Source organism: Mesorhizobium atlanticum (assembly GCF_003289965.1).
Taxonomy (GTDB): Bacteria; Pseudomonadota; Alphaproteobacteria; order Rhizobiales; family Rhizobiaceae; genus Mesorhizobium; species Mesorhizobium atlanticum.
Genome location: NZ_QMBQ01000004.1, coordinates 466128 through 488802, shown reverse-complemented (window position 1 = coordinate 488802; position 22675 = coordinate 466128). Strand labels below are relative to the sequence as shown.

21 protein-coding genes are annotated in these 22675 nt (G+C 63.6%); 14 read left to right on the top strand and 7 right to left on the bottom strand.

From position 1 onward, the window contains the following. Positions 1-6: 6 nt before the first annotated feature. Positions 7-279: an exopolysaccharide production repressor exox gene (locus DPM35_RS16005; RefSeq protein ID WP_112128504.1), complete on the top strand. Its 273-nt coding sequence runs from the start codon at positions 7-9 to the stop codon at positions 277-279. Here the strand turns inward: DPM35_RS16005 and DPM35_RS16000 are convergent. From DPM35_RS16000 to DPM35_RS15975, 6 genes are all read right to left on the bottom strand, one after another. Further along, positions 253-2148, bottom strand: coding sequence for an ABC transporter ATP-binding protein (locus DPM35_RS16000; RefSeq protein WP_112128503.1), 1896 nt, complete (start codon positions 2146-2148; stop codon positions 253-255). The genes DPM35_RS16005 and DPM35_RS16000 overlap by 27 nt on opposite strands. An 8-nt stretch (positions 2149-2156) precedes the next feature. After that, complete coding sequence (locus DPM35_RS15995) at positions 2157-3131, bottom strand: serine kinase (RefSeq protein WP_112128225.1); 975 nt, start codon at positions 3129-3131, stop codon at positions 2157-2159. Further along, positions 3128-5041 (bottom strand): lasso peptide isopeptide bond-forming cyclase, encoded by a 1914-nt coding sequence (locus DPM35_RS15990; RefSeq protein WP_112128224.1) that lies wholly within the window; start codon positions 5039-5041, stop codon positions 3128-3130. The genes DPM35_RS15995 and DPM35_RS15990 overlap by 4 nt, the downstream gene beginning before the upstream one ends. Before the next feature lie 3 nt (positions 5042-5044). Beyond that, positions 5045-5419: a lasso peptide biosynthesis B2 protein gene (locus tag DPM35_RS15985; protein ID WP_112128223.1), complete on the bottom strand. Its 375-nt coding sequence runs from the start codon at positions 5417-5419 to the stop codon at positions 5045-5047. Positions 5420-5444: 25 nt separating this feature from the next. Continuing rightward, entirely contained in the window at positions 5445-5744 is a 300-nt protein-coding gene (locus tag DPM35_RS15980; protein WP_095817672.1) for a PqqD family protein, read from the bottom strand. A 155-nt stretch (positions 5745-5899) separates the two neighbouring features. After that, positions 5900-6052, bottom strand: coding sequence for a lasso RiPP family leader peptide-containing protein (locus DPM35_RS15975; RefSeq protein ID WP_112128222.1), 153 nt, complete (start codon positions 6050-6052; stop codon positions 5900-5902). Between the two features lie 501 nt (positions 6053-6553). Between DPM35_RS15975 and DPM35_RS15970 the strand changes: the two genes are divergently transcribed. The 9 genes from DPM35_RS15970 to DPM35_RS15930 all read left to right on the top strand — a co-directional run bounded on the left by DPM35_RS15970 (position 6554) and on the right by DPM35_RS15930 (position 17022). Further along, positions 6554-7756, top strand: coding sequence for a nucleotidyltransferase family protein (locus tag DPM35_RS15970; RefSeq protein ID WP_112128221.1), 1203 nt, complete (start codon positions 6554-6556; stop codon positions 7754-7756). A 4-nt stretch (positions 7757-7760) separates the two neighbouring features. Then, complete coding sequence (locus DPM35_RS15965) at positions 7761-8789, top strand: glycosyltransferase family 2 protein (RefSeq protein WP_112128220.1); 1029 nt, start codon at positions 7761-7763, stop codon at positions 8787-8789. 124 nt (positions 8790-8913) lie between these two features. Then, positions 8914-9291, top strand: a complete 378-nt coding sequence (locus DPM35_RS15960; protein ID WP_112128502.1) for a hypothetical protein — start codon at positions 8914-8916, stop codon at positions 9289-9291. A gap of 131 nt (positions 9292-9422) precedes the next feature. Continuing rightward, positions 9423-10295 carry an endo-1,3-1,4-beta-glycanase ExoK gene (exoK, locus tag DPM35_RS15955; RefSeq protein ID WP_112128219.1) on the top strand — a complete coding sequence of 291 codons (873 nt, stop codon included), beginning with the start codon at positions 9423-9425 and terminating at the stop codon, positions 10293-10295. A 154-nt stretch (positions 10296-10449) separates the two neighbouring features. After that, positions 10450-11781: a UDP-glucose dehydrogenase family protein gene (locus DPM35_RS15950; RefSeq protein WP_112128218.1), complete on the top strand. Its 1332-nt coding sequence runs from the start codon at positions 10450-10452 to the stop codon at positions 11779-11781. Between the two features lie 88 nt (positions 11782-11869). Beyond that, positions 11870-13090, top strand: a complete 1221-nt coding sequence (locus DPM35_RS15945) for a glycosyltransferase family 2 protein (protein ID WP_181592039.1) — start codon at positions 11870-11872, stop codon at positions 13088-13090. A 52-nt stretch (positions 13091-13142) separates the two neighbouring features. After that, on the top strand, positions 13143-14222 hold the full coding sequence (locus tag DPM35_RS15940; protein WP_112128501.1) for a glycosyltransferase: 1080 nt from the start codon (positions 13143-13145) through the stop codon (positions 14220-14222). A gap of 167 nt (positions 14223-14389) precedes the next feature. Further along, positions 14390-15559, top strand: a complete 1170-nt coding sequence (locus DPM35_RS15935) for a glycosyltransferase (protein ID WP_112128216.1) — start codon at positions 14390-14392, stop codon at positions 15557-15559. Then, entirely contained in the window at positions 15556-17022 is a 1467-nt protein-coding gene (locus DPM35_RS15930) for a lipopolysaccharide biosynthesis protein (protein ID WP_112128215.1), read from the top strand. The genes DPM35_RS15935 and DPM35_RS15930 overlap by 4 nt, the downstream gene beginning before the upstream one ends. On the opposite strand, the gene DPM35_RS15925 is transcribed toward DPM35_RS15930, so the two are convergent. Further along, the gene (locus DPM35_RS15925) at positions 16924-18297 is read right to left on the bottom strand and encodes a polysaccharide pyruvyl transferase family protein (protein WP_112128214.1); all 1374 of its coding nucleotides are present in this window, start codon (positions 18295-18297) and stop codon (positions 16924-16926) included. The genes DPM35_RS15930 and DPM35_RS15925 overlap by 99 nt on opposite strands. Positions 18298-18581: 284 nt before the next feature. On the opposite strand from DPM35_RS15925, the gene DPM35_RS15920 reads away from it, so the two are divergent. From DPM35_RS15920 to DPM35_RS15905, 4 genes are read left to right on the top strand one after another with little or no spacing between them, the layout of a single operon-like run. Beyond that, positions 18582-19748: a glycosyltransferase gene (locus DPM35_RS15920; RefSeq protein WP_112128213.1), complete on the top strand. Its 1167-nt coding sequence runs from the start codon at positions 18582-18584 to the stop codon at positions 19746-19748. Between the two features lie 23 nt (positions 19749-19771). Continuing rightward, the gene (locus DPM35_RS15915) at positions 19772-20761 is read left to right on the top strand and encodes a glycosyltransferase family 2 protein (protein WP_112128500.1); all 990 of its coding nucleotides are present in this window, start codon (positions 19772-19774) and stop codon (positions 20759-20761) included. Then, positions 20761-21699: a glycosyltransferase family 2 protein gene (locus DPM35_RS15910; protein WP_112128212.1), complete on the top strand. Its 939-nt coding sequence runs from the start codon at positions 20761-20763 to the stop codon at positions 21697-21699. The genes DPM35_RS15915 and DPM35_RS15910 overlap by 1 nt, the downstream gene beginning before the upstream one ends. Beyond that, on the top strand, positions 21689-22675 hold the full coding sequence (locus DPM35_RS15905; RefSeq protein ID WP_112128211.1) for a glycosyltransferase family 2 protein: 987 nt from the start codon (positions 21689-21691) through the stop codon (positions 22673-22675). The genes DPM35_RS15910 and DPM35_RS15905 overlap by 11 nt, the downstream gene beginning before the upstream one ends.

The window sequence follows — 22675 nt, the reverse complement described above, 5'->3', positions numbered from 1 at the left end:
GCGACCATGTCTCTGCCAAAATTCATCATAGGCATGATGTTCGCGCTGGCGATCGTCATCGGATGGTCTTATTTCGACGGCGCATCGCTGGGCATCATCGTCCTTCGTACCATCGTCTGTGCCGTCATTATCCAGTCGGGTTATTTCCTTCTGGTCTTTGCCATGATTGGCAGGGCCACGCCGACATCGGCCGGCAAGGTCCGCGAAGCCGACCGCGGAGCAATCCTGAACAAGGTCGCCGACGGCGAAAAGCTAAGCGCCAGACGCAGCCTCCACTGATCGTTCGATTGGGACTGGGACCAGTTCCGGCTCGGTCGATGGCGAGGCTTCGCGCTCAGCCTGCTCGCCCGACAGCATCCTGGCAAGCCGGCTGCCGGCTTTTGCCTTCAGCCGCCGATATTGTCCGACCTCGACGATGCGCCCGTTCTCGATGGCCACGACCCAATCGGCGAAGGCGATCATCGACGGCCGGTGCGCGATGGTCAAAATCGTCATCCGGCCGCGCAGCGCCTCGATCGATTGCGCGATCAGCGACTGGTTCTGCCAGTCGAGCGCGCTTGTCGCCTCGTCGAGGATGAGCAGCGACGGCTTGCGCAGCAGCGCCCGCGCCAGAGCGATGCGCTGCCGCTCGCCGCCGGAAAGCCGGATGCCGCGATCGCCCACCACCGTATCGAGGCGCGACGCCAGCCGTTCCACGAAATCGGCCGCATGGGCGTTGCGCAACGCCGCCCATAGCTCCTCGTCGCTGGCCTCAGGCGCGGCAAGACGAAGATTGGCGGCGATCGTGTCGTGCAGCAGGAAAACATCCTGCGGCACATAGGCGACCTGATCGCGCCATGCCCTGCGATTCTGCGCGGTGATCTCCACGCCGTCGGCCAGGAGTCGGCCGCTTGTGGGTTCGAGCAGGCCGAGCAGCATGTCGGCGATCGTGCTCTTGCCGGAACCGGAAGGGCCGATCAGCGCCGTCACCTTGCCGGCAGGCAGGCCGAAGCTGATATCGCTGACCACCGGTCTTGCGTCACCCTCGCCATAGGCGAACGATACCTCGCGGATGTTGAGGCCGGTCTCGAGCGACAGTCTCGCGCCTCGTTCGGCCACGCTTGGGGTCGGCTCGCGCTCGGCGTCGAAGCGGGCCTGAAGGGCCTGCATCGATGCATAGGCCGGCAGGTTGATCAGCACCTGTTGGGTTTGAAGCTGCATGTCCATGAAGCGCGGCGCGACCCGCATGAAGACCAGGAGCAGCACGACGATCTCGGCAAGCGACAGGTGGAAGCGGACCAGCGCGATATAGATGAAGAGGCTGAGCCCGATCACGCTCGCCATCTGGAACAGGGCGGTGCCGAGCGAAGAGTTACGGACGAACGCGATGTTGTCGGCCTTCATCCTGTCCAGCGTCGCGCCGAGCTCGGCAAAGTAGCTCGCCTCGACATTGAGGCTCTTGGCGACCTTGATGCCGCCGAGGAACTCGGAGACCGTGCGATACTGGTCCTGGCGGTTGCCGGTCAGCGTGCGGCCATAGGCGCTGGCGCGTGCCCGGAACGGCTGCAGCGCAACCAGCAGCACTAGGCCGATGAGGATGGCGAAGGACGTCATCACCCGCGAGATGAACAGCGAGACCACGAGATAACCGGTGAGAAGCAATGTGGCTTGCGTGAGCATCAGCAGCGAGAAGGCAGCCACCTGCACCCGGTCGACGTCGCCGTTCAGCGCGTGGTCGAGATCGGAGCTGCGGATACGGGTGAAAACGCCCCAGCGCGCCCGGCCGATGCTTTCGAACAGGTTCATGCGCACGCGGTTGACGAAATCGTAGAGCAGCCGCGCCATGTAGACCGACTTGAAGCGGTTGAACGTCGCCTGCAGCGCCACCAGCACGACAAGCATTGAGAGCACCGTCGCCAGCGACAGCGTTCCGCCGGGCACCAGCCAGTGCAAAGCTTCCGGCACTCGTACAGCGTAATCCTGATCGGCCTTGCCGATCAGGCGCAGCAGCGGCACGAGCAGCAGGATCGAGACGCCTTCCGTCAGGCTGCCCAGGATCAGGAAGATCAGCGCCGTCGCCGTGCGCCGCCCGCCGACATGCGCCATCATGGCGCCGAAGCTGGCGACATCCCGGAAAAGCGACAGGCGAAGTTTCGAGGACCAGCCCATGTCCCGGCTCACCTTATCCCGGACGCCAGGTCGGTTTCGATCGCGGCGACCGCTTCGTCGATCCGGTCGAGTCCGGCCGGCACTTCCAGCCGGCTTACGCCGACCCGCCCGGCGACCTGTGCGCACTGGCGCAGATGCAGGGCGGCGAAATCGCCTGGCAATGCCTGCCGGCCGAACCGCGTGACGTAGGAGAATTTGATGATCGCCGGCAGCGCGGCCGCGCCAGAGAGCGGGGAGATCGCCGCCATTGCGCCCCGCTCGAGCACATAGATGCGCGATACCGGCGCCGCCTGGGGCGTAAATCCGTCATGCAGCCGATGCTGCGCCTTGTCGATCTGCGGATGCACCTGCGGGCGCACCTCCGCCCGTTCGAGGCGAATGGCGCCGGCCGCGTCCGCCGCAAGCTTGAGCAGCGGGAACCCGGGCAGGATCATCGGCCGGTCCGGGTCGGACAAATCCAGCGCCACGACATCGTCGGTGAGGAGCCGATGGCCGGCGCGGATCATCGCCCCCGCCGTCGTCGATTTGCCGGCGCCCTTGTCGCCCATGAAGATCACGCTTTTGCCGTCGACTTCAATGGCGCTGGCATGCAGGACGAGCAGCCCTCGCTGATGCAGGGCGAGCGCCATCACCGGCCCGAGCAGCGGAAAGGCGAGCAGCGGATCGTCGGCCCCTGGCGCCGGATCGACGGCGATGCGGTTGGCGTCGCTGATCATGAACGTGCCGACCGCCTGCCAGTAAAGATACTGGCGCGTCGGCTCGAAACGGAAGGCAGTGGCGCGCTGGGATGCCCGGCTGGGAAAATCGACCGGCCCGACCGCGATCTCCAGATCCGGCGTCGCCGGAGCCGTCGGCTCCAGCTCCGGCAAGGCCACTTCGGAGCCGACCACCAGCCCGTAGGCCTTGTAGAAACGGCGGACACGCCCGCTCGCAGCCGCCATTTGCGGCTCGGGCCGCGCAAGGGAAGCGACCGGAAGGCTCATGCGGGGCTTCCCTCAACTTGCCGCAGCCACAGCGACAGCGAAACAGCACGCCAGACATGCTGGACGTCCGGCAGGGTCGCCCGCTCGGGCTGGCGCAGCATCCGGTCATAGACCGCCGCCACTGCAGGCAGGTTGACATAGGGCGCGATCCGCTCGCTGTCCGATGTAAGCAGCCTGTCCAGAAGCTCGCGGTGGTTGCCGAGCATGCCATTGACCAGGTTGGCGGTGAAATCGATCTTGTCGCGCCGCCATTGCACCGCCGGCGGCAGAACGCCCTGCATGGCCCGGCGCAGCACATGGCGGCCAAACCCGTCCTTGAGCTTTTCCTCGCCGGGCAGCGCCAGGCAGAATTCGACGAGCGGCTTGTCCCAGAACGGATAGCGCGGCTCGACGCCGAAATTGGCGGCGGCCTTGTCGAGCACTTCGAAAGCGTGCGGCACCAGCCCTGTCGACAGAAGCCAGCGATGCGTCAGCGCTTCGCTGGCGCTGACGGCGGCGGGCATGTAGCCGCTGCGATGAAAGCGCTCGGCAAGATCGGTCCGCCCGGCAAGGTCCGGATTGACCAGACCCGCCCAGGCGGCCCGTGGCGCCTGCGCCGGCCTGCGCCGCACCTTGCGGACAAGGCGTTTGGCCACCGACCTCATCCTGGCGATCCGCCAGGCCGGGCCATAGATGGTCAGGAACTTGAAATAGAGGGGAAGCATGCCATCGCCATAAGTGTTGGCCGCGCTGCGCAACTCGCGCCAAAGCTCCAGCCACCTGCCGGCATTGGCGAGCTCGTGAAGGTGTCCGTGGCCGTGCGAGACGACCTCGTCGCCGCCATGCCCGTCGAGAAGCACCTTGACGCCCTTTGCGCCCGCCGTCCGGTAAAGGTCGCGCGTCAAGGACAGGCCGGGCGCCAGGAACGTGCCTTCCTGTTCCTCCAGGATGCGCTCGAATTCGGCGAAGGGCGCGTAATTGCCGACGGCAATCAGCGTGGCGTCGAGCGGATTGCCGTCGAGCACCGCATCGATGAACGGCTTCTCGTCCATGGAGGAGCCCTTGTCGAACACCAGCGAGAAAGTCTTGAGCTTTGGGTTGCGTGTCGCCGCTGCCCTGAGGCTTGCGAGGCAGGTGATCGAGGATGAATCGAGGCCGCCGCTCAGCATGGCGCCGACAGCCGGCGTGCCACGCATCCGGTTCTCCGCCGATTGCGCAAACAGATGCCTGAATTCTTCGGCCGCGTCGGCGCGCGGCGGTCGCTGTGACGGCTCGATCTGCCAGTAGCGCCGCAGCGCAATCCCGTGGCCCGCCACCATCATGCTGTGTCGCGCCGGCAAGCGGAAGATTTCGGCGTAGGGCGTGGCCTGTAGATCATCCGGCAGGCCGGCGAGAAAACCGGAAATCTGATGCTCGCTGAGGCGTCTGCTGACGCCGTCCAGCGCCAGGATCGGCCCCATCTCCGAGGCGAAAGCAAAGCGCCTTCCGGTCGAATGATAGTAGAAGGGTTTGACGCCGAAATGGTCGCGCGCGCAAAACAACGCCTGGCGCTCGCGGTCCCATATCGCGAAGGCGAAGTCGCCTTGCAGGTAGGTCGGGCAGGCCTCGCCCCATTTCAGGTAGGCGCGCATGATAAGCATCGCATCGGCAATTGGCCGGTCGTGCAGGCCGAGCCGCGCCAGAAGCTCGTCGCGATTGTCCAGCCGGCAATCGGCGGTGATGGCGAGCTTGCCGCCGGCCATCGCCAGCGGACCGGGCCCGTCCTCGCCGGTCGTGTCGAGCCAGGCGTGGCCGAGCGCCACGCTGCCTTCCGTCCGCCATGAGCTGCCGTCGCGAGCACGATGGCGCATGCGCGAAAGCATCTGCTGGATATCGCCGGCCGCGGCGGGCCTGCCGTTGTCGATATGCATGATGCCGGCCACGCCGCTCATCGGTCACGACCCATGGTCGACAAGGTGAGTAAATCCGTTGATCGAGCCGCCAAGCACGATGTGGTTGCCGCTCATCAACCAGGCATGTGCCCTGAGCTCGCTGCCCGTCCCCTTTTCGATGCCGATGCTGATCTTCGAGGCGTTGCCCTGGCGCGCGAGCAGATATTGCCCGGCCAGCGCCTGGGTGAGGCAGCTTGCGCCAGGCACCAGCCGCGCGGCGGCGGCAACGCCCCAGGCGACGCGCCGCAGGTCGGCGATGCCGGCGTCGCGCCTTGCATCAAGCCGCGTGACCAGGCCGCGGACGCGGTTGTAGGAGGAAAACGTCAGCGCGAGCCGCACCACGCTCACCACCGCCAGGCAGCGCGCCAGAAACAGCATCTCCCGGCCGCTCAGCGAGCGGAGCCTAGACCAGTTCCTCACTGTGGAGCCTCGCAAGCCCTGCTTCAGTCAGCCCCTTCAGCAAGCCTTCGACGTCGGCCTTGCAGCGCTCGGCATCGACATTGTAGCGCGCAAGCACGGCGCCGCGGATATCGAGGACCGATCGCGGCTCCTGGATTTGCTCCCAGATGAAGGCGCCGACGCTGTTCAGGCTGTAATAGACATTGGATTTGAGGTGGAGCAGCGCCAATCCGGCGCCGAATTCACAAGCCACCGCCTCGCCGGTCGCGACCACGCGGTCATGGTCCGAAGGGTTCCAGTGCATGCTAAAACCTCGTTGCTGGCCCACCGCGCCCGTTGGACCTTGGCCAGGGATCGGTTGCCTGCGATCCTCGGCGGGAAGCCGGGGGACAAAAGCCCCCCGGCTCATCTAGTAGTGGTATCCGGAGCCCCAACTTAGACTCCCGGATGCCTGTTAGCTTAAGAGAAAGTCAGATCGCCGACCGGCGTGTGTGCGGGAAAGCCCACGTCGAGCGCCGTCGTGCCAGCGCCACCCTGCGTGATGGTTTCAATCGAACCATGAACCGTCAAGCTGGGGGTTTCGTACTCATGCTTCTCAACATTCTGTTCCATTTTAGTCTCCAATTAAGGACTGGAAGCGGCCGCAGAATGCCGCCAGCATATCGCTATGCTGCAATGCGATTGCTGCATGGCAGCATTCATGAGTCAAGCGTGCTTTACCAGGCATTAATCAATTCTTGGTTGCGCTTGCCTTCCCTGGTGATCAAGCCACAGGCACTGTCATCGTAACCCTCAACTGCCGGGAAATTCAACCGCGCGTCCTCGCCGGTTGGATAAGCGATTGATTCACATGGAATAATTTTTTGGACGACAAATGCGTTCCGCAAGGGTGAGGAATTTGCTGCAAAAAGTCACCGCGTTTCGGCTCGCAGCATCTTTGCCGGAGCGTGTCTTCAAAAGTGATTGAGTGTGTATGGCGTTTAACGCTTAAGTTGTGGATTTGAGCCGGGTTTGGCCGCCTCTTGGACGGTCGTGTCAATTTTCCCCGTGTTTTTCTTCGCAAGTGCGGTATAGATCGCTCGGGCGGCTTTTTTGCGGAGAGCGACATCGGGCATGGCAATGCAGGATGGCTCGTATGAAAGGCTGCGTGCTGCCGGCTGTGCCGATGAAGTCGCCTATGTGCAGGCCTGTCTGAGGCTGTTTTTCGCGCCCGGTGTCGACGCCGCCGACGGCCAGGCCGATATGCCCGCGCCGACAATCTCGGCGGCTCATGTCGCCGACATCGCAAGACTGAACAAGGTCGCCATATTCATGCTCAAGGCGCTCCCGCGTGCTCCTGCCGGCGCGGCGCTTCCTGGTTTGCCTGCCTGGCTCGACGGCTATCGGCGGCGCACCATGTCGATGAATGCCGCTTGCATTAGCGATTCGGTGGCCATCGATCGCGTGCTTCGCGACCGGCGGGTCGATTTCGTCTTCCTCAAGGGACCGCTCCAGCAGCACAGGCTCTATGGCGACCACTTCATGAAGCCTTCCGGCGATGTCGACATACTGGTTTCGCCGGCGAGCTTCGCCGAGGCGCGCGCGGCGTTGCGGACCATCGGCTACGAGGTTGCCGGCAAGTCGCGCTCGGTCTGGTGGGTGCGCTTCCTCGGCGAGCAGCATATGGTTCGCGAGGGCGGCACGAGAGCGTCGACGGTCGATCTCCATCATCGGCTGCAGCAGCCGGGTTCGCCGAGCCCGCGCGACATAGACGGCTTCCTGCGCCGCAAGCGCGAAGTCGAGGTGGCCGGCGCGGTCATGCCGATCATCTCGGCAGCCGACACCTTGCTTTTGTCGTCGATCAGCGTCGCCAAGGCCATTTTCAACCGCGAGCCTTGCGCCGGCTATGTCTGCGATGTTCGGGCCAGCGCCAGCCGGCTGAGTGAGGCCGAGCAACAGACGGTGCTCGATCATGCCGCCGAGCAGGGTCTTGCGGACACGCTGCTTCTGGGGCTGCGCGCCGCCGACGTGCTGCTTGGTGCCAGCGGCACGCTGCTGTCGGATCGCGCCGCCCGCATCCTGGCGCATATCGGCAACGCCGACCTCCTCCATATGGTGATCGCGCCCTGGCTCGCGTCGCTGCGCTGGCCGCAGCGCCGCCATGTTCTGTGGGAACTGTGCGGTCACGAGCCCGTCCGTTACCTGGCGGAGGCCGGCTGGGCGGCCTCCGCCGACCTCAGCCGGCGCATCTTCGAGCGGCCGGTCGCCGTCGCGCCGGCGCCGGACGGCACGATCAAGATCTCGGGCGGGACAGCCACTCATGCAAGCGAAAGGTAAACCCATGCCCGCGACGACGCCTGTGACGAGCCCGAAGGTTTGCGTCATCATTGCCGCACGCAATGCGGCGCGGACGATTCGCGTCGCCATCGCCTCGGCGCTGCGCGAGGCGGAAGTCGCCGAAGTCGTCGTGGTCGACGACGCTTCCACCGACAACACCCGCGATGTGGCTTTGGCCGCCGACGACGGCAGCGGCCGGCTTGCCGTCATCCGCCTCGACGTCAATCGCGGTCCTTCCTCCGCGCGCAACGTCGCCATCCAGGCCTCCAGCTCGCCCTTCATCAGCATCCTCGACGCCGACGATTTCTTCCTCGAAGGCCGCTTTCGCCGGCTTTTCGCCGCCGCCGACTGGGACTTCGCCGCCGACAACATCATGCTGATCCGCGACGACGCCGCGACCGACCTCGCCAGGGTCGCCGCGCCGCCTTTCGCCGCCGATCCGGAATTCCTCGATTTCGAGCGCTTCATCGACGGCAACATCTCGCGGCGCCGCGTCCTGCGCGGCGAGCTCGGCTTCCTCAAGCCGGTGATCAGCCGGGCTTTCCTCGAACGGCACGGGCTGGCTTACGATGAAAACCTGCGTCTTGGCGAAGACTACGAGCTCTATGCGCGCGCTGTCGCCCGCGGGGCTCGGTTCAAGATCATCAAGTCCTGCGGCTATGGCGCGATCGTGCGCGCCGATTCGCTGAGCGGCCGCCACAGGACGCAGGATCTGAAGCGCCTTGCCGATGCCGATCTGGCGTTGCTTCAGATCGACAACCTTCCCGAACGCTCGAAGGCGGCGTTGCGGCGCCACGAGCGTCATGTCCGAGACAAATACCGGCTGCGCAATTTCCTCGACGTGAAGGCCGAACGCGGCCTGGCGTCGGCCGCGGCTTACGCCTTCGCCAGCCAGGCGAATCTGATCCCGATCGTTCGCGGCGTCGCCACCGACAAGCTCGACGCGCTGTTCCGCCGCACCGGCATCGCCGCGAAGCAGCAAATGCCGCCGATGCGCTTCCTGATGGCGGCAAGCAGCGCCGCAAACGAATGATCCCGTATCGTCCCGGGAGCCGACGGCCCTCAAAAAATCCGCATTCGGAAAACTATGATGTTGCCTAGTCGCCGCGGGGGTGGCAGTCTATGTTGCAATGCAGCAATTTCGAAAGGCCGGCAAGATGGCTTCGATTTTTGGCTTCAGATCCCGGGATCCGGCTCGCGACCGGCAGACCGATCTCCAGCGTTTCGACCGGTTGGCGAAGCTGTTCGACCAGATCGCGGCCGAGATCGAGACGGAGAAAACGGGTCTGGAGAATCGTTACAGGTCGACGGCAGCCAACGCGGCCTTTCTGGTCGAGGCGATGGAGAATGGTTCGGCATCGGCCAGCAAGGGATCGGATGTCAGCGTGATGACCAACTCGATCCTGAACTGCGAGCGGCGCATTGCGGAACTGGCTCGCCAGAAGGGTCTGATGAAGGAACTGCGCCGTTCGCTCGACGCGATTGTCGAGGACGGTTCCGATCGGTCTGCCGGACAATCCGCGGCAAAAGGCTGACGGCGCCTTCAGGTGCCGCCATAGGTACGAGACACTAGAGGAGTTCAAGAGGGCGCAGGATCAGAATCGGCTCGCTCACGCGCGCCAAGGATGACTTTGGGTTGGGCGGACAACACAAAGGTGAGTTTGTTATGAACGCAGATCCCAGCAACACCTCCAACGAGGCGGCTTGCGCGTTGGCGCATATGCCACGGAATGGATTGAATAGCCTTCGGCTCGGTGTGTTCGGCGTCCTGTTTGCAATCGCGGCGACCCTGCATCCCGCCCATGCGCAAGGGACCCAACCAGAGCTGAAAAGCGCACCGTCCTTCGTCGACGATTTCTCCAATTTCAACCAGTCCCGCTGGTTCGTCTCGGACGGCTGGACCAATGGCGCCCATCAGAACTGCACCTGGTCGAAGGATCTCGTGCGGCTTTCCGATGGCGTGCTGTCGCTGAGCTTCGAAAAGCGCAAGCTGAAGGACCGCGAGTTCGCCTGCGCCGAGATCCAGACCAAGCAGCGCTACGGCTACGGCGTCTACGAGGCGCGGATGAAGACCGGCACCGGCTCCGGCCTCAACGCCGCCTTCTTCTCCTATATCGGCCCGCAGGACAAACAGCCCTGGGACGAGATCGACTTCGAGGTCCTCACCAAGGACCCGTCGAAAGTGCAGGTCAACAGCTACATCCAGGGCAAGCCGAAGAACGGCAAGCTGGTCGACGTCGAGGGTGGTGCCGACAAGGGCTTCAACGACTACGGCTTCGTCTGGGAGAAGGACCGGCTGCGCTGGTATGTCAACGGCAAGCTTGTCCACGAGGTGACCAACCCCGATGAATTGCCGACGCACTCGCAGAAAATCTTCTTCAGCCTCTGGGGCAGCGACAAGCTGACCAACTGGATGGGCGCCTTCGTCGATCCCGGCAGCAAGGTCACTATGGAGGTCAAGCGCGTCGCCTTCACCGCTCTAGGCCAGCCATGCCAGTTCCCGGAATCGCTGGCATGTAGCATAAGCAACAGCAACTAGGGGCATGATCCCGAGCCGAGGGACCGCGTTAGCGAAAAGTGGAAAACTGGTTTTTCGGGTAAGATCATGCCGAACCAGCCAGGCCGCGGGCCCTGGGGGACATCTGAACCGGCCGGGCCGCTTTGTGCCCGGCCTTTGACAGGAATAGAACCAAATGAATTTGACGGTGTTTGGGATTGGCTATGTCGGTCTCGTCCAGGCGGCGGTGCTTGCCGAGGTCGGCCACGAAGTGGTGTGCGTCGATGTCGACGAGAAGAAGGTGGAGCGCCTGAACCAGGGCTTGATCCCGATTTTCGAACCGGGCCTCGAAAGCCTCGTCAAGGAAAACCACGCAGCCGGTCGCATCCGCTTCACCACGGATGCGGCGGCGGCGGTCAGGCATGGCCAGATCCAGATGATAGCGGTCGGCACGCCGCCCGGCGAGGATGGCTCGGCCGATTTGAAATATGTGCTGGCCGTCGCCGAGACCATCGGTCGTGAGATGGAAAGCGCCAAGATTGTCGTCGGCAAGTCGACCGTACCGGTCGGCACTTGCGAAAAGGTGAAGGCCAGGATCGCCGAAACGCTGAAGAAGCGCGGCCGCGAGGACCTCGCCTTCGACGTCGCCTCGAATCCCGAATTCCTTAAGGAGGGCTCGGCGGTCGCCGATTGCATGAAGCCGGACCGCATCATTGTCGGCACCTCCAGCGAGGACACCGAGATGGTGATGCGCGAGCTCTACGCGCCGTTCAACCGCAACCACGAGAAGATGATCGTGATGGATGTGCGCAGCGCCGAATTCACCAAATACGCCGCCAACTGCATGCTGGCGACCAAGATCAGCTTCATGAACGAGATGGCCAATCTCGCCGAACAGTTGGGGGCCGACATCGAGGAGGTGCGCAAGGGCATCGGCTCCGATCCGCGCATCGGCTATCACTTCATCTATCCCGGCCTCGGCTATGGCGGCTCGTGCTTCCCGAAGGACGTGCGCGCGCTGATCAAGACCGCCGAGGGCGTCAAGTTCGACGCCAAGCTGCTGCGCGCCGTCGAGGAGCGCAACAATGCGCAAAAGTCGGTGCTGTTCGACAAGGTCAACCACTATTTCAAGGGGGCGCTCAGGGGCAAGACGTTCGCCGTCTGGGGGCTGGCCTTCAAGCCCAACACCGACGACATGCGCGAGGCGCCGTCACGCACGCTGATGGAAGCGCTCTGGGCGGCCGGAGCCAAGGTGCAGGCCTATGATCCCGAGGCGATGCAGGAGTGCCAGGCCATCTACGGCCTGCGCGACGATCTTCTGCTCTGCGGCACCAAGGAGGCGGCGCTGCGCGGCGCCGACGCGCTTTTGATCTGCACGGAATGGAAGAGCTTCCGCGCGCCGTCCTTCGACGCGCTCAAGGATGCGCTGAGGACGCCGGCCATCTTCGACGGCCGCAACCTCTACGATCCCAAGGTGATCGCGCGCTATGGCATCGAATATTTCTCGATCGGCAGGATGGCGGCATGACGGCTGATCGCCTCAAGGACAATGGCCGTCGCCATGGCTGCGGAACCGCGCCGGCGAACGCGGCATCGGCAACAGTATGAGGTCACCAATGGCTGCCAGGCAGAAACCGACGGTCACCGTCATCGTCCCCACCTTCAATCGCGAAAAATTCCTGCCCGAAGCCATCGACAGCCTGCTCCGGCAGACCGTGGCTCCGGACCAGATCCTGATCGTGGACGACGGCTCGACGGACGGCACTGGCACGGTGGCGAGCTCGTTTCCAGCGCCGGTGGAATATTACCGGAAGGAGAATGGCGGCAAGTCGACCGCGCTGAATTTCGCCCTGAAGCACTGCAAGGGGGATTTCGTCTGGATATTCGACGACGACGATGTCGCGCATCCGACGGCGCTTGAGCGGTTTCTCGCTGCGTTCGAGCGGGAGCCGGAAGCCGATTTCGCTTTCGGCGAATATGCGCGTTTCCAGCGGTCAGCTCAGATCGAAGAGCAGAACTACGAGATCGTCGCCTTCGGCCATGTCAGCCAGGATAATTTCTTCCCGTCCCATCTCGAATATTGCCACGTCCATCAGCCGGGTCTCCTGGTGCGCCGCGAATGCTATGAGGAGGTAGGAGGCTTCAACGAGACGCTGGTCCGGTCACAGGACTATGAGATGATGCTCAGGCTCGCGCGCCGGTTCAAGGGCGTCAGGGTCGACGGCCTCATGTTCTTCCAGCGCCAGCACGACATGGTTCGCGGCAGCACCAAGGTCGTCATTTCCTATGCCAATAGGATAAAGGCATGGGGCTCGTACGACCGGGCGATCATGGAAGAGATCTACAGGTCGGTCGATCTGCACGAGTATCTCGATCGCTCGGAACAGGCCTTGCCGAGGACGGCCGATCTCGAGATGCAGGCACTGCTGCAGCGTTCGAGCATCATGGCGAGGAAGGGGTTGTGGCATCACGCGGCCGAGGACATCCGTCGTTACGCCCTGCTTGCCGAACGGGCCGGAAAAACCTCGCTCAGCGACAAGGAGCGCGCCATCGTGCGGCGTACGTTCGAAGCCTACGACACGGGGCTGTCATCCGCCCCGGCCGACGAATTCGTCTCGGCGGTGAAGGCATGGAAGTCGGGACCGCTGAAGGCCGACATCGTCCGGGAATACATGCATTCATTCCCCCACTATCTGGCGCGGGACCTGAAGGCGGGAAAGGTGATCCCGGCATCGAAGTTGTTGCGGGAGTATTCGACATTGTCGTTCTCGGCCTTGGTCAGCCGCTTGTGCCAGGCAATGACGTCGAAGCTTCCATCGGCGCGTAGCGCAAGCTGACGAGCCCTGGGTTGCGCATGCTCGCCCGCCGGGCCGGATTAGGAGCCGAATGATGAAAGTGCTTTTTGCAAGCGGCAACGGATATATTCCCGAGTTCACCGGCGGCGTGCAGTCCAACACCCACCATCTGGTCGAACAGCTGATCGAGCACGGCCACCAGGCTTCGGTCCTCGCCTCGCTGTTCGGCGATGGCATGTTCGGCCTCAAGGCGCGCGCCAAGATGAAGCTGTTGCGGCAGCCCGCGGTGGTCGACAATTTTCCCGGCTATCCGGTGATGCGGGCCTGGTTCCCCTGGGAGGCTGCCGGCTTCGCCGTCGAGAAAGCCAAGCCTGACGTCGCCGTCGTGCAGTGCCACAAATCCGTCCCGCTCGGAAAGGCGCTTCTCGCCGAAGGGGTGCCGCTGGTCGTCTACCTTCACAACGTCGAATTCCACGAGCTCGCCGGCGATCCGCGCGACCTCAATTCGGCGCTCTACATCGCCAATTCGGAATTCACGGCGCGCACCTACAAGGAAAAGTTCGGCATCGATTCCATCGTGCTGCCGCCGACCATCAACGACGCGCTTTACTGCACCCATACGACCGGCGAATTCGTCACCATGATCAATCCCTATGAGGAGAAGGGTTTCGATCTTGCCGTTGAAATCGCGGCCGCGTGCCCGGAGATTCCGTTCCTGTTCGTGGAAAGCTGGAAGCTCGACGACGACCATCGCGCCCGCGTTGAGAAGACCCTCGCGCCGCTCGAGAACGTCAAGCTCGAAAACCGCACCAACGACATGAAGACGGTCTATGGCCGCACCAGGATCCTGCTTGCGCCGAGCAAGTGGGAGGAAGCCTGGGGCCGCGTCGCGTCCGAGGCGCATTGCAGCGGCATCCCGGTCGTCGGATCGCGGCGTGGCGGCTTGCCTGAAGCCATCGGTCCCGGTGGCGTGGTGCTCGACTATGACGCGCCGCTCGCCGACTGGACCGCGGCGGTGAGGCGCCTGTGGAACGATCGGCCCGAATACGACCGGCTTTCGGCCGCGGCTCTCGCCTTCTCCAAACGCCCGGAACTCGATCCCGCGCGGCAATTGGTGGTGTTCCTCCAGTTGCTCGAAAGAGCGGCCCGGGAGGGCGTTCGCCGCGCTGCCTAGCTTGCCGAGCCGGGACATGGAGCCGATTTGCTGCGGTGCACCTAAAATGTTGCGATGCAGCAATTCCTATATTAGTACTGGGTTACGCCGACAGGAGTCAAAGTCATGCCGCATGTGTCAGGCCTTGCCGACGTTTCCAGCCTGATCCGGGCGAGAACATCCTGCCGATGAGGATTTGTTTCGTCGTCGACAAATTTCCCACTCTGTCCGAGACTTTCGTGCTCGATCAGATTGCCGGATGCCTTGAAAGAGGGATCGGAGTCAGCGTCGTCTGCAACGAGATGGCCTTTGGCAAGGACAGCAATGTCGACGATGCACGTTGGCGCTCATTGCCTGGGCCGGTCGTTTCCTGGTGGGGCGGCCTCAGTCGCTACCGTTCGCTGCTGATGAAATGGTCGGGCAGGTTTTGGGACAAGCTCTCGACCGCTATCGACCTGGCCAACGCACGCAAGCTGCGAAACGTCGATGTTATCGTGGCGCATTTTGGCCATAACGGCCTGCGCGTCGCCCGCATCATGAAGCGGCGCCAGATTTCCGCGCCTTTGGTGACCATATTCCACGGCACCGATGTCGGCAGACCGATGCACGACAACACACTCGGCTACTACAGGCCGGTTTTCGAGAAAGGGGCTCTCCAGCTGCCTGTTAATGCGTTCTTCCGTCAGGCCCTGATCGATGCCGGCGCCGAGCCGACGCGGGTCGCGGTCCACCATATGGGCATTCGCCCCGGCGAGATCGAATATCGCTGGCGCTCCTGGCAGGGACGTACGCTGTCTTTCATCTCGGTATGCCGGCTGACCGAGAAGAAGGGGACCGAATATGCGCTTCGCGCGCTCGCCGGCCTGCCACATCGCGACTGGATCTATTCGGTGATCGGCGGCGGAGAATTGTTGGAGCAGTTGAAGCGCACCGCCATCGATCTCGGTATTGCCGACAGGGTGAGTTTCCTCGGACCGCGTCCGCACGGCGAGGTGAAGCAGCGCCTGCGTGACGCCGACGTCTTTCTGCTGCCAAGCGTCGCCGGCCGGGACGGCGATCTGGAAGGAATACCGGTTGCGCTCATGGAGGCGATGGCCGGCGGCCTGATCGCTGTGAGCACATATCATTCGGGGATTCCCGAGCTGATCGAGGATCACAAGACTGGCTTCCTCGTGCCCGAACGGGACGTCGCCGCGCTTGCCGTCAAGCTCGCCTGGATCGCCGAGAATCCTGACCTGTGCGAGCCGATAGCGCTTGCCGCCAGAAGCAAGGTCGAGGCGGATTTCAATGCCGATATCTTGAATGAACGCTTTGCGCGGATCGTCGCGCGGCTGGGGGAGACCGGATCCGTCACATGAATGCCAATCCGCCGCCCCCTCAATTTGGTCGCGTTGCCTTGCGCGGTGGGCTGGTCACGGCTGGCGCCCAAGGCTTCAAGATAGCGATCCAGTTCCTGTCGGTCGTCATCCTTGCCCGGCTGCTTGTTCCCGAGGATTTCGGCCTTGTGGCTTCCGTGGGACCGATCGTGGCCTTTGTCGGCCTGCTCCAGGATCTCGGCCTCCAGCAGGCGGTCATCCAGCGCAAGGAGATCGATCAACGGCAGCTCAACCAGGTCTTCTGGCTGAGCGCGGTTGTCGGCCTTTGCGCCGGCGCGGTCGTGGCTTGCATGGCCCCCGCCATTGCCGCCTTCTACGGCGACCAGCGAATGTGGGGAATAACACTTGCTTCCGCCGTGCCGCTGCTTTTTGGCAGTCTGGCCGCTGTGCCGCTTGCCTTGATGAACCGCCATCTGCAATTCGGCCAGCTCGCGCTCAACGACACAATCACCGCGGCCGTCGGGCTGCTCGTCACCGCAACCGCGGCCTATTGGGGGCTTGGCTATTGGTCGCTGGTTCTGGGGCCGGCTGTTTCAGCCGTCGTAGCGCTGGCTGCCGGCTGGTTGGTGACGCGCTGGACGCCGTCCTGGCCGAATCTGAAGATCGACGGCGACATATTCAGGTTCGGCGCCAACCTCACGGGCTTCAACCTTGTCAATTTTCTCTCCCGCAACCTCGACAACATCCTCATCGGAAAATATTCCGGCGCGGTCGAGCTGGGCTACTATGATCGTGCCTACAAGCTGTTGCTCTTTCCGCTGCAGAACATCAACCAGCCGCTGACGCGTATCATGGTGCCGCTGCTCAGCCGCATCCATGAAGACAAGCAGCGGTTTCGAGACATCTATGTCCGGACAAACTGGCTGCTGGCCGTCATCACCATGCCCGGCATTGCGACGCTGACACTGACTTCGGAGCAGGTGGTCAGGCTTCTCTTCGGCGAGCGTTGGATGGCTGTGGCGCCGATTTTCGCCTGGCTGGGCATCGCCGGCCTGATGCAGTCCGTATCGAGCACCACCGGGTGGATATTCATCTGCCAGGGCAAGACCAAGACGATGTTCCATTGGGGCATCTATTCGTCGCTGACGACCGTCGCCTCCTTCATCGTCGGCCTGCACTGGGGCGCCATCGGAGTCGCAGCTGCCTATGCGATCAGCGGCTATGTGCTACGTGTCCCGGTGCTTGCCGCCCTGATTCATCGTGTCGGCCCGGTGACCGCCGGCGATTTCCTGGGCATACAGGGGCTCTTCATCGTCTCGTCCCTGCTTGCCTGGCTCTCGTATTTGTCGCTGCCGGCGTTGCTGACCAGCCAGTCGGACCTGCTCACGATCCTTGTGGCGATTGCCCTAAATTACGGCTTCGCCCTGGTCCTCATGCTTGCTGTTCCGCAGTCGCGCAGGGCGTTGCTCGCCACTCTTGCCAACGTCGCCGGCAACATTGGGTGAGCGGCTACCTATCAAGGACGACAACGGCTCGGTTGCCGACATTGCCGACGCATGCTCATCCAGCACGGCCTCGAGACTTGCCCGGCGATAGTGGTCAAGGCCACCGATGAATCTGCCGAGTTTTTCGGCCGCTTCCGAGGGCGTCACGGTATCGATGTCGAGCAGAAGGTCGGCGACGCCGATATGCTTGGCGACTTCCTTGGTTTTGAATTCATAGGCGATCGGCAGCACCGGCGTGCCGACGCAAAGCGACATGATCATCATATGCATGCGCGTCGCGACGACGAAGTCGCAATCCTTCACCAGCGCCATCAGCTGGTCGGGCGTATGGAATTTGGCGTCGACATTGACGTGTTGGGCGACTTCCGGGTCGAGTTCGGCCACGATCGCCCGAGCAGTTTTGGCGTCGTCATGGGCATATTCCGGCACGCCCTGGCAGGTTGAAACGAAGGTCACCTTCTTGGCGTGGTCCCTGACAAGAATCGTGGCGATCTCGCGGATCGAATCGAGATAGCGGCGCATGCCATCCTCACCGTCGCTGACAAAGCTCCAGTGACGGACGGAAATAGCGACGCGGCCCGTCGGCGCCGGTGCGCTGCCGAGATGTTTCTTGATCCGGTCGGTATCAGCCAGGGCAAAGACGGAATCGGCGACCACATGGCATTTGCCCGGGTCCTTCACCAGATCCAGTATGTGGTTTCTGGATCGCTCGTCGCGCAGCAGGATGAGCGGAGCCCGATCGAAGATCGGACCTAGCTCCTGGCGATTGTAGCTTTTCTTGAACGGGCCGAGCGATTGCGTGAAGAAGATCGGGTCCTTGCCCAGGATTGCATCGATTCGGAATTGATTGAGCCGCTTTTCGAGATCGTAGTTCTCGACGAGATAGGTTCCGCCTGTCGTCACCACCAGGTCGGCGCTCGCATAGGCTTCAAGGCCGCGGCGGTCGTCCTGGCTGAAGAAAACGCTGCTGGCCGCGCCGCTTTGCGCGAAGCGATGCAAGGCGCGCCAGACTGCCCGGTTGTAGAGCGACTTGAGCCGGCCCTTTATCCCGCCGCCGCGCCGATCCTTGAACAGGGATTCCGACAAGAGCTTGTGAAATTCGAGGTCCGGGTAATCTTTCTTCGGGTAAAGCCTGGCCGCGACGTCTGGCTGACTGTCGAAAACCAGGAACCGCACATCGCTGCCGACGACTGATCTGAGAATATGGCGGATGGCCAAAAGGATCGCGGCATCGCCCGTGTTCAGACACACCGTGTTTTCGATCACGACTTTCATGGGGAAACCTCGTTTCGCGTCCGTGGCAAGGCCAGCGGCGGTTAAAACGGCATGTCTTGCCGAAGTGCTGCCACGCGATCCGCGTCGCGATCCTGGCGTGCTGAACCACGCCGGTAACCAACGTCGAACCCAGATCGACCCCAAGCAGCATTAAGAGTAGCGTATCATTTTTGCAGTGCAACAAAAAATGTGCGGGCGTCTGCTACGCCGCACCAAAATTGTTGCGATGCAGCAAAAGCTGTACTAGCATCCCCGATGGGTGGGCCGAACATCGGTCGAGTTTCATGCTGCATGTCTTGTACCTTGTGCATGACGTATCCGACCCGGCAGTGCGCCGCAGGGTCCAGATGCTCAAGGCAGGCGGCGCCAGGGTCACCCTGGCGGGCTTCCGCCGCACCACCAGTCCGGTCGCCGAGATCGAGGGTATCAAGCCTGTCGACCTTGGCGCGACGCGCGACGGCCGATTCGCGCAGCGCCTCGGGGCGGTCGCCAAGGCGGCCATGTCGATCGGCGCGAAGCTGGGCGACATGCCCAGGCCCGATCTCATCATCGCCCGCAACCTCGAAATGCTGGCGCTTGCCCGCCGCGCCAACGCAGCCCTCGGGGCGAACGTGCCCATCGTCTATGAATGCCTCGATATCCATCGCCTGGTGCTGCGCGACGATTTTGTCGGCCGGACATTGCGCGGCGCCGAGCGTCATCTCGCCCGCGACGTGAAGCTTCTGGTGACCAGCTCGCCGGCCTTCATCGCCAATTATTTCGAGCCCTTCGGACAGATCGGCGCGCCCGTCGAGCTGATCGAGAACAAATATTTCGAGGCGGCATCCGTTGTCGCGGCGCATTCGTTCGAGGACGACGGCCCGGCGACGCCGCCCTGGCGCATCGGCTGGTTCGGCGCGCTGCGCTGCCGCCGCTCACTGGAACTGCTGGCCGACTTCACCCGCCGGCAGGCGGGGCGTTTCGAGGTCGTGCTCAGAGGCCGTCCTGCACTGTCCGAGTTTCCGGATTTTCATGGCTTCGTCGAGGCCGAGCCCTGGCTTTCGTTCGAGGGGCCTTACCGCAATCCGGAGGATATGGCTGCGATCTACGGGCAAGTGCATTTTTCCTGGGCGATCGATTTCTTCGAAGCTGGCCAGAATTCCGAATGGCTGCTTCCCAACCGCCTTTATGAGGGCTGCCGCTTCGGCGCTGTGCCGATCTCGATGGCTGGCACCGAGACAGGCCGATTCCTCAAGGGGCAGGACATCGGCGTGCTTCTGTCCGAGGCGACGGCCGAAGGTCTTGAGGCGATGCTCGGCCGAATGGATCAGGACAGATACCGCGCCCTGAAGTCGCGGGTGTTGGCGCGCAATCCTCGGACCTGGAGCTACGACCGCAGCGACTGTGCGGCCTTCGTCGAAAAGCTGCGCGGCCTCACCGCCATGCCTTCGGCCTTTGCGGCGGCGGCATGATGGCAAAGGACGCGCAAAGACCGATGACGCACGCCACTCCATCGATCCTCATCGTCATTCCCTGCCTCAACGAGGCGGCCCATATCGGCGGCCTGCTCGACCAGTTGCGGGCTGCTGCGTCCCGGCTCGGCGGCCGCATCGTCGTCGCGGACGGCGGCAGCACCGACGGCACGCAGGCCATCGTCGAAAACATCGCGGCCGCGGATCCCCGGGTCGTCCTGCTCACCAATCCGAAGCGCCTGCAAAGCGCCGCCATCAATCTGGCGGTGGCGACCCTCGGTGAAGGCGTAGACTATCTCATCCGCATCGACGCGCATGGCGGTTATCCGGACGATTACTGCGACCGGCTGGTCGAGGAAGCCGTTGCCACCGGTGCCGATTCGGTCGTCGTCTCGATGCTGACCGCCGGCACCGGCGCGGTGCAGAAGGCGGTCGCGGCGGCGCAGAATTCCAAGCTCGGCACCGGCGGCTCGAAGCACCGGCACATGTCGGAGGGTGAATGGGTCGACCACGGACACCACGCGCTGGTGCGCGTCGCCGCCTTCAGCCATGTCGGCGGCTATGACGAGAGCTTCAGCCACAACGAGGACGCCGAGTTCGACTGCCGCCTGCGCCAGGCCGGCTACCGCATCTGGATGAGCGGCAGGACACAGATGGTCTATTATCCGCGCTCGACGCTGAAGAGCCTCTATTTCCAGTATCTCGGCTATGGCCGCGGTCGCGCCAGGAATGTGCTCAAGCACCGCATGGTGCCAAAGGTCCGGCAGATGATCCCGCTGTTGGTGGCGCCCGTGGTGCTGTTGGCCTTGTTCTCGTTCGTCCACTGGCTGGCGGCGGTGCCGTTCCTTTTGTGGGTGGCCGTCTGCCTCGGCTACGGCCTGGCGACAGCGGTGCGCCAGCGCAACGCCAGCATCGCGTTGGCCGGAGTTTCTGCCATGGTCATGCATTTCGGCTGGTCCGTCGGCTTCTGGCAGCAGCTTTTGACGGCGCGCTCGCAGCGCAAGGTGGCGTGATGGCCGGTCGCTCGATCGACATCTGCATCTGCACCTTCCGCCGGCCGGAACTGGCCGACACGCTGCGCTCTGTCGCCGCCCTGGAGAAGCCTGAAGGTTTGGAGGTCGGCATCGTTGTTGCCGACAACGACGATGAACCAAGCGCCCAGAAGCTGGTGAAGGCGCTGGCCGAGCAATTGAAGCTCCCGGTTCGCTATCGCCACGCGCCGGCGCGCAACATCTCGATTGCCCGCAACGCCTGCCTCGACGCCAGCGTGTCGGACTTCGTCGCCTTTATCGACGATGACGAGACGGCGTCGCCCCGCTGGCTGGTCGAGTTGATGGCGACGGCCGATGCCACCGGCGTCGCGGCAGTGCTTGGGCCGGTGCGGGCGCATTATCGCCAGGACGCGCCGGACTGGATGCAAAAGGGCGATTTCCACTCGACCTTGCCGGTCTGGGTGCGCGGCGAGATCCGCACGGGTTACACCTGCAATGTCCTGCTCAGAACGACCGACGCAAGCCTGCGCGGCCGGCGCTTCAGCCTGGCGCGCGGCCAGACCGGCGGCGAGGACACCGAGTTCTTCGATGCCATGGTCAAAGCCGGCGGCCGCATCGCCTTCGCGCCGCAAGCCTTCGTCGACGAGGTCGTGCCGCGCGCCAGGGCCGCGTTCGACTGGCTGCGCCGCCGCCGTTTCCGCTTCGGCCAGACGCACGGCCACCTGATCGGGCGCGGCGCCGGCGGCATCCGCCGCGCCGGCCAGGTCGGGCTGGCTTCGGCCAAGGCCGCTTACTGCTTCGGGATGGCGATTTTGACCGCGATCAGCCCGGTGCGACGGAACCGCAGCGTGCTGCGCGGCATTATGCACGTTGGTGTCGTCTCCGGTTTGGTCGGCGTCCGTGAAATCCGCCAGTACGGCCTCACTTCGCCAGAACAAGGGAACAAGCGTGCAGCCTGACGTAAGCTTCGTCATCGCCGCCTATAATGCGGAGGCCACTCTCGACCGCGCCATCTCCGGCGCGATCGCCCAGCTTGGCGTCACCGTCGAGGTCATCGTCGTCGATGACCAGTCGCAAGACGGTACGCTGGATGTGGCGCGCGCTTACCCGGGAGACATCGTCAAGGTGGTGGCGCTGCCGCAGAATCGCGGCCCGGGCGGCGCCAGGAATGCAGGCCTCGACCTTGCGCGCGGCCGCTGGGTGGCCGTGCTGGATTCCGACGACGCCGTTCTCCCTGGCCGAATGGCGGCGATGATCGCGCGGGCGGAAGCGGTCGGCGCCGAAATCGCCGTCGACAATGTCCAGGTCGTGCGCGAGGACGGCACGCCCGACGACACCATGTTCCCGGCCGGCTATCTGGAAACGCTCCGCGAAATCTCCCTGGCTGATTACATCGCCGGCAATCTGGTCTTCGAATCGCGCTTCAATCTCGGCTATCTCAAGCCGGTCTTCCAGCGCCGCTTCCTCAACGACAACAGGTTGCGTTACGACGAGAAACTGCGCATCGGCGAGGACTACATTCTGCTTGCAAGCGCATTGGCCAGCCGCGGCCGCTGTGTGGTCGAGCCAACCGTCGGTTATGTCTACCATATCCGCACCGGCTCGATCTCGCGGGTGCTCGAATTGCACCACGTCGAGGCGATGACGCGCGCCGACGCGGCCTTCGCGACGGCATATCCCATGGACAGCACCGCAAAGGCGGCCTTCGCCCGGCGTGGCCGCAGCCTGCGCAAGGCCGCGTCGTTCCTGTCCCTGGTCCAGCACATCAAGGCGCGCGCGCCGCTCAAGGCAATCGGCGCGGCGCTTAGAGATCCGGCCGCGATCGGGCATATGTCGATGCCGATCGCGGTCCGGCTGAGAAGGGTTGCGGCGCAGGTTCGCCGTAGGGGCGGGGAGATGAAGCATGCGGGCGATTTGATAGCCGGCGACAGGTAG

What these genes read in the sequence shown, in the direction of transcription:
- DPM35_RS15960 (WP_112128502.1), top strand. Translation starts at nt 8,914, where the DNA reads ATGGCTTCGATTTTTGGCTTCAGATCCCGGGATCCGGCTCGCGACCGG.
- DPM35_RS15945 (WP_181592039.1), top strand. Translation starts at nt 11,870, where the DNA reads ATGGCTGCCAGGCAGAAACCGACGGTCACCGTCATCGTCCCCACCTTC.
- DPM35_RS16000 (WP_112128503.1), bottom strand. Translation starts at nt 2,148, where the DNA reads ATGGGCTGGTCCTCGAAACTTCGCCTGTCGCTTTTCCGGGATGTCGCC.
- DPM35_RS15990 (WP_112128224.1), bottom strand. Translation starts at nt 5,041, where the DNA reads ATGAGCGGCGTGGCCGGCATCATGCATATCGACAACGGCAGGCCCGCC.
- DPM35_RS15920 (WP_112128213.1), top strand. Translation starts at nt 18,582, where the DNA reads ATGCTGCATGTCTTGTACCTTGTGCATGACGTATCCGACCCGGCAGTG.
- DPM35_RS15965 (WP_112128220.1), top strand. Translation starts at nt 7,761, where the DNA reads ATGCCCGCGACGACGCCTGTGACGAGCCCGAAGGTTTGCGTCATCATT.
- DPM35_RS15950 (WP_112128218.1), top strand. Translation starts at nt 10,450, where the DNA reads ATGAATTTGACGGTGTTTGGGATTGGCTATGTCGGTCTCGTCCAGGCG.
- DPM35_RS15915 (WP_112128500.1), top strand. Translation starts at nt 19,772, where the DNA reads ATGACGCACGCCACTCCATCGATCCTCATCGTCATTCCCTGCCTCAAC.
- DPM35_RS15910 (WP_112128212.1), top strand. Translation starts at nt 20,761, where the DNA reads ATGGCCGGTCGCTCGATCGACATCTGCATCTGCACCTTCCGCCGGCCG.
- exoK (WP_112128219.1), top strand. Translation starts at nt 9,423, where the DNA reads ATGAACGCAGATCCCAGCAACACCTCCAACGAGGCGGCTTGCGCGTTG.
- DPM35_RS15925 (WP_112128214.1), bottom strand. Translation starts at nt 18,297, where the DNA reads ATGAAAGTCGTGATCGAAAACACGGTGTGTCTGAACACGGGCGATGCC.
- DPM35_RS16005 (WP_112128504.1), top strand. Translation starts at nt 7, where the DNA reads ATGTCTCTGCCAAAATTCATCATAGGCATGATGTTCGCGCTGGCGATC.
- DPM35_RS15985 (WP_112128223.1), bottom strand. Translation starts at nt 5,419, where the DNA reads ATGCTGTTTCTGGCGCGCTGCCTGGCGGTGGTGAGCGTGGTGCGGCTC.
- DPM35_RS15975 (WP_112128222.1), bottom strand. Translation starts at nt 6,052, where the DNA reads ATGGAACAGAATGTTGAGAAGCATGAGTACGAAACCCCCAGCTTGACG.
- DPM35_RS15935 (WP_112128216.1), top strand. Translation starts at nt 14,390, where the DNA reads ATGAGGATTTGTTTCGTCGTCGACAAATTTCCCACTCTGTCCGAGACT.
- DPM35_RS15995 (WP_112128225.1), bottom strand. Translation starts at nt 3,131, where the DNA reads ATGAGCCTTCCGGTCGCTTCCCTTGCGCGGCCCGAGCCGCAAATGGCG.
- DPM35_RS15970 (WP_112128221.1), top strand. Translation starts at nt 6,554, where the DNA reads ATGGCAATGCAGGATGGCTCGTATGAAAGGCTGCGTGCTGCCGGCTGT.
- DPM35_RS15940 (WP_112128501.1), top strand. Translation starts at nt 13,143, where the DNA reads ATGAAAGTGCTTTTTGCAAGCGGCAACGGATATATTCCCGAGTTCACC.
- DPM35_RS15930 (WP_112128215.1), top strand. Translation starts at nt 15,556, where the DNA reads ATGAATGCCAATCCGCCGCCCCCTCAATTTGGTCGCGTTGCCTTGCGC.
- DPM35_RS15980 (WP_095817672.1), bottom strand. Translation starts at nt 5,744, where the DNA reads ATGCACTGGAACCCTTCGGACCATGACCGCGTGGTCGCGACCGGCGAG.